Origin of the sequence: Fluviicola sp. (genome assembly GCF_030151805.1) — a bacterium.
In the GTDB taxonomy this organism is placed as follows: Bacteria; Bacteroidota; Bacteroidia; order Flavobacteriales_D; family Crocinitomicaceae; genus Fluviicola.
Map to the genome: position 1 here is coordinate 1 of NZ_JASLCN010000129.1, position 6,940 is coordinate 6,940.

The following is a 6,940-nucleotide window of genomic DNA, read 5'->3' on the forward strand; positions in this document are numbered from 1 at the left end:
ATGATTTTCGAACCGACTGGAAGTTGTAAATCTGCTTATATGTCGCGGAAGGTGTGATACGGATCGTATTTTTCAGTAAGCTGAATGTTGCCTGAACGTTGAAGTTTTGTGTAAATCCGTTTCTGAAATTCTGCCCGATACTGTCGAAGTTCCCGTTTTTTAAATAACGATCCTTGAACGTAGAACGGTTTTGAAATTCATTGGCATAACTGAAACCAACCACCTTGTTCACCTTTTTGAAAGGGAAAATCCGGTTCGTCGTCTGGAAGTTAAAGACCGGTGAAGTCAGATCGATTGTTTTGGTCGTGGAGTTTTGTCTTAAACTCAATTTCAGATCGGCAGAAATAGGAAGCGACCCGAAACGTTTCCCCAAACGGATATCGGAGTTTAAGGTATTGTTGAAATACTGCGGATTGTTTTGTGTATTGAGTGTTTGCTTGTTGGTCGAGTTGGAATTGTAGTTCACATTCGCCGTAAACGACCAGTTCGGATTCAGTTTCGGATCCTGGTTGTGCGTCCAGCGGATGGTTGTGGTTCCGAAAACGGTTGAATCCGGGTAGCCATATCTGAAACGCGTATAGCCCAGGTCGAAATTTCCGTTGTATTTGTATTTGCTTGCATATTCGGAGTAGTTCCGGAACCCGAAACTTCCCCTTGAAAACCCGGTTGCGTAAACAATGGTTTGAAAGCGTTCAGAAATTGGAATGTAATATCCCAAATCCTGCAATCCCATTCCATAGGCGGAAACAACCGAATATTGCGGCATAATAAATCCGCTCTGGCGATCCTTTTTCTTCTTCATCGGGATCATCGCAAACGGAAGTCCCAAAGGAGTTGGAACGCCCATAACCCATAAATTAATCGGGCCGGAAACAATGCGCTTTTCCGGAATCATGACCGCTTTGGAAAGTGCAAAATGATAATGCGGTTCTTCGAGATTACAGGTCGTGAATTTTCCGTGAACAAAGTGAACATCGTCATTGGGCTGTCTTTTAGCCTTTTCCATGCTCAGGTAATATTCATCCTGCTTAATGGCAGCTTCCTGGATAAATCCTTTCTTCGTGTCGAAATTATAGCGGATAGAAGCGGCTCTCAAAGTATCTCCGTTATCAATAAACAACGGTTTTCCTACTTTTCGCCCCAGTGAATCGACAGTGTAAGTTGCCAATACTTCGTTTTTGTCCATGTCGATGAGCAAATAATCGGCCGACATGTCAATTCCTTCGTAATTCAGTTTGGCTTCACCGTAAAGATGTACTTGCCGTTTCTTCAGATCGGAATAAATGGAATCCCGGGAAGAGTAGGTGATAATCGAGTTGAAATCGGAATCATTGATATAAACCTTTCGTACTTTGGTAGAGTCTGTTTTGGCAGAATCCGCAGGGAAAGGCTGAGCGAAGGATACAGACGGAAAAAGAACCACAAGCAAAAAGAACAAGGTTCCAATTGCCTTCGGAAAATCAAATAAAGGGTTCCTTTTTGTTTTCAATTCGCGTATTAACGGATGCAAAGCTACGAAATTACCATTGTTTTGATTCATTCTGAAATCCAATTGTCCGCAACTTGTTGTTCATATTATTTTTCAGAAAAAAAGGATCTGCTATTTTTCACCGCAGATGCACAAACCGGTTGCACAGTGATGGAAAACGTCCGGTTATCATTTATGGAGTGTTTCATGCTTGATTTCAGTTAAAAAGTGCATGTCATACAAAAGTCGTGCAAGAAATCCCGTTTGATTGAATTTTCTTCTTTTTCAACATTCTGGTATAGATAAGTTTCCGTTTTGGTCTGAAGATTGCTTGATAAACCGCAGTACTTTTATTTTGGAATCGATATACCGTAACATGAACCGATTAGAAAATGCGTTAAATTGGGTGAGGTGGGTAGCAGTTGCTATTCCGTTTGTGCTGCTTTTTGGCTTTCAAACTAAGAATAGGGAAAGCTTTGTAAAACAAACCGGAACCATCAGAACAGTTGTAATTGATGCCGGACACGGTGGAAAAGATCCGGGCTGTCATGGCTCTTCGGCACATGAAAAAAACGTGTGTCTTTCAATGGCTTTGGAATTAGGCCGGAAGATCAAAGACGCTTACCCGGAAATTAAAGTCGTTTTTACCCGCGATAAAGATGTCTTTGTAGAATTGGACGACCGTGCAAAAATTGCCAACAAGGCAAATGCAGATTTATTTATCTGTATTCACGCAAATTCAGCATCCCCTACAGCCTACGGAACAGAAACCTATGTGTTGGGATTGCATAAAACGGATGCTCAGGCAAAAATTGCCGACAGAGAAAACAGCACCATTTACCTGGAGGCAGATAAAGGAGAAAAATACAAGGATTTTGATATGTCTCCGGACGCGATTATTGCACGTCAGCTGCAACTTTCCGTGTTTTTGGATCAGTCGATCATTTTTGCCGATAAATTGCAAAGCGAATTCAAAGCAATCGGAAGATTCGACCGCGGGGTGAAGCAAGCCGGATTTTTGGTGTTGTACAAAACAACGATGCCGAGTGTCCTGATCGAAACAGGTTTCCTGACCAATAAAGACGAAGAGAAGTTTTTGGCAGATACCACCGGACAGAGAAAAATGGCCGGAGCGATGTTTGTTGCATTTGAGAAATACAAAGCCGGTCTCGAAGGTGTCGACTATAAGACAAGAGGAACGCAGGATCCGGTTGTAGAAAGCACGAATCCGAATCAGCCGGTTGAAAAAAAGGATCTGAAAGACAAAATCGTGTTCCGCATCCAGGTAGAAACATCTGAAACGAAAATTTCAGCTGGTTCGGTACGTTTTAAAAAGCATGAAGTTTACGAATATCAACAGGACAGGCTTTATAAATATACTGTCGGAGAGTTTGTAAATGATTTTACTTCAGCCAACAATTACAAAAATGAATTAAGGCAAAAAGATTTTCCAAATGCTTTTGTTGTAGCTTTTCAAAATGGAGAGCGCATTAGTTTAGAAAAAGCTATTAAATTAGCAGAAAAATAAAAGTTTTGAAGATCAAAAAAGAAATTAAAGCAGGTCTGATAGCCATTGTTGCGATAGGTCTGCTTGTTACGGGCGTTAATTTTTTGAAAGGCTATTCATTTTTTGGCGGAGATGCTCAATACACTGCTTATTTTCCCAATGCCGGCGGACTTAGCGCCTCCACTTCCGTGTATGTAAACGGAGTAGTGGTTGGGAAGATTATTTCAGTTGATTATAACGCGAAAGGAGATTCCATGTCTAAAGTAAAGATGGTATTTACCATCCAGGAAGATGGCTTGAGAATACCGAAATCTTCCAGGCTTGAAACCGGATCTGTGGACCTTTTAAATAAAGGGTTACTGCTTTTTATCGGGGATGATCTTTCGAAAGGATTCTATTCAGAAAAAGATCCGATTCAGGGAGAGGTTCAATTAGATATGTTCGGTCAGTTGGAATCCTATGCAAACCCGGTTCTTCTGAAAGTTTCCGCTTTGGTAGTAAATGTCGATAAAACAATTACGTCCTTGAAAGGATTCTGGGATACAACAGCAACTTCTGAGATCAAAACTTCTTTGGAAGAATTGAAATACGCGTTTAAGAAATTCGGAAACATTGCAGATGATGTAGAAGGATTGGTTGCCACTGAAAAAGTGAAGCTGAGCCGCATCATGAACAACATCGAATCCATTACAGGGAACCTGAAAGCTTCCAACGACAAGATTACGAAGATGTTGGGGAACTTTGAAAAGATTTCAGACGATTTGGTAAGCGCAGATTTCAAAAAAGTAATCAACAATGCAAATGCAACCATTGAGAAATTGAATGCTACTTTTGCATCCATTGAATCCGGAAACGGAACACTTGGGAAGTTGCTGAAAGATGAAAAATTGTATAATGAATTAGTAAATACCAACAAGAGTTTGCAGCATTTAGTGGAAGATCTGGAGAAACATCCGGAAAGATACATCCACTTCTCTGTTTTCGGGGCTAAAACAAAAGGAGTTCCGATCACGAACAGTGATGAGAAAAAATTACGTAACTTGTTAGACTCAATCCCGGATTAATAAAATAGGTATGATTGCTTCAATTATTTTCAGTGTATTACTTATCGGAGGATTTGGATGGTTCACGGTGAACATCTTAAAAATCCGCTCGAATATTTTACTGGGAAGAGATTTAAATCGAAATGACAAGCCAAAAGAGCGTTGGAGAACCATGGCTTTGGTGGCTTTAGGTCAAAAGAAAATGTTTGCCCGGCCAATTCCTGCGCTGTTGCACCTGGGAATTTATGCGGCTTTCGTCATTACCCAAATCGAATTAATTGAAATCATTACAGACGGAATTGTAGGTTCACACCGCATTTTCATGTCTGCATTGGGAGGTTTTTACACCTTCATTATTTCAATCATCGAAGTGCTTTCAGTGGCGGCATTGATTGCTACGATTGCCTTTTTATCGCGGAGAAACATTCTGAAACTGGCTCGTTTCCAAAAACCGGAAATGAAAGGTTTCCCCACTTTTGACGCGAACCTGATCTTATGCATGGAGCTTATTTTGGTTTGCTGCATTTTCACGATGAACGGTGCTGATGAAGCATTGTATCTGAAAGGAGCTTCTCACGCTTCACATGAAGCAGGTTCTTTCGGATTTGCCATTTCTTCCTGGGTCGGACCGCATATTTTCGGTGGATTCAGTGTGGAAACCTTGCATATTCTGGAAAGAATCGGGTGGTGGGGACACTGGTTTATGGTTCTGGCATTTTTGAATTACCTGCCGTATTCCAAGCATTTCCACATTCTATTGGCTTTCCCGAATACGTATTACTCCAACCTGGAGAAAAAAGGAAAGTTCACCAACATGGAATCCGTTACCAATGAGGTAAAACTGATGTTGGATCCAAGTGCAGACCCGTTTGCAGCTCCTGCTGCAGAAGGTGCACCGCAACGATTCGGAGCGAAGGATGTAACGGATTTGACCTGGAAAAACCTGATGGATGCCTACACGTGTACCGAATGCGGACGCTGTACATCATCTTGTCCGGCAAACATTACGGGAAAGAAACTTTCTCCGCGTAAAATCATGATGGATACGAGAGATCGTATGGTTGAACTGGGAGATGCGCGCAGAAAGAACGGTCCGGACTACGAAGATGGAAAATCTTTGTTGGGAGATTACATCTCGGAAGAAGAAGTTTGGGCATGTACTTCCTGCAACGCTTGTGTACAGGAATGCCCTGTAAATATTGACCCATTGGCTATTATTGTTGATTTGAGAAGATTTTTGGTGATGGAAGAATCCAAAATGCCAACCGAATTGACAGGAATGCTTACAAATATCGAAAACAACGGTGCCCCTTGGCAATTTTCCCAGGCAGACCGGGGAAATTGGATTCACGAAGATTAAGACCGATATTCGATAAAGGATGAAAAAGGAAGAGCAACTAATTGAAAAGATTGAAAACGGAGCACATGTTTCTCCTGTTTTGCCGGAACATATCAAAAATTACCTGATTGATATCGACGGAACCATTTGCGATGATATTCCGAATGAGGAACCGGAACGAATGGAATTTGCAGCCGTTTATCCGGATGCATTGGAAACAGTGAATCAGTGGTATGACGAAGGACATGTCATTACGTTTTTCACATCCCGGTTAGAAGAACATCGCGCGGTAACGGAGAAATGGCTGGAAAAGCATGGATTCAAATACCACGGAATGATGATGGGAAAACCCAGAGGAGGAAATTACCACTGGATTGACAATCACATCGTTCGCGCAACGCGGTTTGAAGGAAAGTTTACTAATTTGATTGAAGTTCAGGCGAATATTCAAGTTTTTGAAAAATAAATTATGAGCACGATACACGTACCAACAATGGCCGAAATGATGGCGCAAGGGCAAAGCCCGGATATCCTGTTTTGGGTTGGTTGTTCGGGTAGTTTTGACGATAGAGCGAAAAAGATTACAAAGGCATTGGTTCGTATTTTGAACGAATGCAAAGTGAATTTCGCCGTTTTAGGTGCAGAAGAATCCTGTACGGGTGATCCTGCAAAACGCGCCGGGAATGAGTTTACATTCCAGATGCAGGCCATGATGAATATCCAGGTGTTGGATGGCTATGAGGTGAAAAAGATCGTAACGGCTTGCCCTCATTGTTTCAATACGTTAAAAAATGAATACCCTGAATTGGGTGGAACGTATGAAGTGATTCATCACACACAATTGATCCAGGAATTGATCAACTCCGGAAAACTTTCCCTGAAAGAGGGTGGAGTATTCAAAGGAAAGAAAATTACCTTCCACGATCCATGTTATTTGGGAAGAGCGAATGACGTATACGAAGCGCCGCGCGCATTGATCGAAAAACTGGATGCGGAATTAGTGGAAATGAAACGTTGCAAAACGACCGGATTGTGCTGTGGTGCAGGTGGTGCGCAAATGTTTAAGGAAGCTGAAAAAGGAAACAAGGAAATCAACGTGGAACGCACCGAGGATGCTTTGGAAACTCATGCAACCATTATTGCTACGGGTTGTCCTTTTTGCAATACCATGATGACGGATGGAGTGAAAAACTTCAATAAGGAAAACGAAATCCAGGTTCTGGATGTCGCTGAATTAATCGCAAACGCAGCCGAATTATGATTCCATTTGAAAATCTTCCGGATGAAGCCCGCTTGTGGAGTTACCAGTCCGACAGAAAACTGACGGCTACTGAAAAAGCGTGGATTGAAGAATTACTTCCTGATTTTCTAAGAGATTGGGCAGCGCACGGAGCAAAATTGAATGCTTACGGAGCGGTTTTGGGTGATTACCATTTGGTTTTGGTTGTAAATGAAGATCAGGCAAATGCATCCGGATGTTCGATTGACAGTTCTGTTCGTTTTGTGAAACACCTGGAAAAAGAATTGGGAATTTCCTTTTTTAACCGTCTGAAAATGCTGGTGGATGGAGAAGAACCGTTTTT

Annotated in this window: 6 protein-coding genes and 1 pseudogene; 6 read left to right on the forward strand and 1 reads right to left on the reverse strand. The window is 41.8% G+C overall.

Going from position 1 to position 6,940, the window contains the following annotated elements:
• Nucleotides 1-1,540 (reverse strand): putative LPS assembly protein LptD (locus Q1V93_RS04970; RefSeq protein ID WP_300662316.1); only part of this gene is annotated, 1,540 nt, incomplete at its 3' end.
• 304 nt (nucleotides 1,541-1,844) lie between these two features.
• On the opposite strand from Q1V93_RS04970, the gene Q1V93_RS04975 reads away from it, so the two are divergent.
• The 6 genes and pseudogenes from Q1V93_RS04975 to Q1V93_RS05000 all read left to right on the forward strand — a co-directional run.
• Nucleotides 1,845-2,996 (forward strand): N-acetylmuramoyl-L-alanine amidase, encoded by a 1,152-nt coding sequence (locus Q1V93_RS04975; protein WP_300662319.1) that lies wholly within the window; start codon nucleotides 1,845-1,847, stop codon nucleotides 2,994-2,996.
• Between the two features lie 5 nt (nucleotides 2,997-3,001).
• On the forward strand, nucleotides 3,002-4,039 hold the full coding sequence (locus tag Q1V93_RS04980; protein ID WP_300662322.1) for an MlaD family protein: 1,038 nt from the start codon (nucleotides 3,002-3,004) through the stop codon (nucleotides 4,037-4,039).
• A 10-nt stretch (nucleotides 4,040-4,049) separates the two neighbouring features.
• Nucleotides 4,050-5,378 carry a (Fe-S)-binding protein gene (locus tag Q1V93_RS04985; protein WP_300662325.1) on the forward strand — a complete coding sequence of 443 codons (1,329 nt, stop codon included), beginning with the start codon at nucleotides 4,050-4,052 and terminating at the stop codon, nucleotides 5,376-5,378.
• Nucleotides 5,379-5,397: 19 nt separating this feature from the next.
• A complete protein-coding gene (locus Q1V93_RS04990) occupies nucleotides 5,398-5,823 on the forward strand; it encodes a phosphoheptose isomerase (RefSeq protein ID WP_300662328.1) in 426 nt (141 codons plus the stop codon).
• Nucleotides 5,824-6,618, forward strand: a complete 795-nt coding sequence (locus Q1V93_RS04995) for a (Fe-S)-binding protein (protein WP_300662331.1) — start codon at nucleotides 5,824-5,826, stop codon at nucleotides 6,616-6,618.
• Nucleotides 6,615-6,940, forward strand: a pseudogene (locus tag Q1V93_RS05000) (ABC transporter ATPase); the annotation flags it as partial. The gene Q1V93_RS04995 and the pseudogene Q1V93_RS05000, both read left to right, overlap by 4 nt.